This window comes from Henriciella sp. (assembly GCF_029937755.1).
GTDB lineage: Bacteria > Pseudomonadota > Alphaproteobacteria > Caulobacterales > Hyphomonadaceae > Henriciella.
In genome coordinates this window covers 1-1,179 of the sequence record NZ_JAPYPG010000029.1, presented here as the reverse complement: position 1 = coordinate 1,179, position 1,179 = coordinate 1, and the positions used below count along the sequence as shown (strand labels likewise).

The window sequence follows — 1,179 nt, the reverse complement described above, 5'->3', positions numbered from 1 at the left end:
GCGCTTGTCTTAGAGATTCCTGGTCTTCTGGTTAGAAAAGAACCGCTGGTGGGGACTGCGCAATTTCCCCGCCGGCGTAGAGGAACGGATCGTGCCTGCGCTGGCTGAGTAAGTGCCGTTGGGAAGTTTGATCGTCCTCTTCATTTCCATGCGACCTGAACGGATACGAGGGCATCTAGGCCCGTACGACAAGCAAAGGATCTGGAATGTCCATCGAACCAGTTCGCCAGCATATCGGCGTCGATATTTCAAAGAGCACTCTGGATGCGCACATGTATCCTGAGGGCAGGACCATAACTGTCCCGAATGATAAAAAAGGATTCAGGCAATTGCTGACCTGGATGGCAGGATGTCATCTTGAACAGCTACTCTATGAACCGACCGGGCAGTATCATCTTGCCTTCGAGAAGTTCTTCCTGAAAGCCGAAATACCTCTCGGCAAGGTCAATCCACGGCAGGCTCGACGATTTGCGGACGCATTGGGTGTGTCGGCGAAAACAGACACGATCGATGCCGGGCTTATCGCAAAATACGGGGCGATGATTTCTGTGCGCCGCGTCAGCGACAGAACGATCAAGTTCAATGAAATGAAAGAGCTACAATCGGCTCGGCGCGCTCTGGTGAAAGACAGGACACGCGCGTCCAACCGGTCTTCCGCCCGGATAGCTCCCTTGTTGCGGCGCCAGGCACGGGAAAGGATTGAGCAGATCGACCGTCACATGAAAGCAATCGACGCGGCTCTTCGTTTGCTGGTCCGTGATGATGAATTCCTGAAAGCCAGATTCGACATTCTACAGACTATTCCTGGCATTGGAGAAACAACCGCGATCATGCTTCTGACCGAGATGCCCGAACTCGGCTTCATCGATCACAAGGCGGCCGCCAGTCTTGCAGGACTTGCTCCGATCGCTCGGGACAGCGGCACGTTTCGAGGCAAGCGATACATACAAGGTGGAAGAGCACATTTGCGACAGGCGCTCTATATGCCCACCCTCGTTAGCATAAAGCATAATCCGGAATTCAGCGCGAAATACCAGATGATGGTCGCCACCGGAAAAGCGCCAAAACTGGCCATCACAGCCATAATGAGAAAGCTTATCGTCCTGGCGAACAGTCTGCTTCGCGATAGCCGAAACTGGGTTCCAAGCCGGACTTGACGAAGACGGATACTTCCCACTG

At 53.7% G+C, this 1,179-nt stretch carries 1 protein-coding gene; it reads left to right on the top strand.

Features of this window, described 5'->3' with window-relative positions; genetic code table 11:
• Positions 1 to 206 precede the first annotated feature (206 nt).
• Positions 207 to 1,157: an IS110 family transposase gene (locus Q1K29_RS18410; protein ID WP_084396263.1), complete on the top strand. Its 951-nt coding sequence runs from the start codon at positions 207 to 209 to the stop codon at positions 1,155 to 1,157.
• Positions 1,158 to 1,179 lie beyond the last annotated feature (22 nt).

Bases quoted from the DNA above. Each gene is read 5' to 3' on its own strand.
- Q1K29_RS18410 (WP_084396263.1), top strand. From the start codon at position 207: ATGTCCATCGAACCAGTTCGCCAGCATATCGGCGTCGATATTTCAAAG.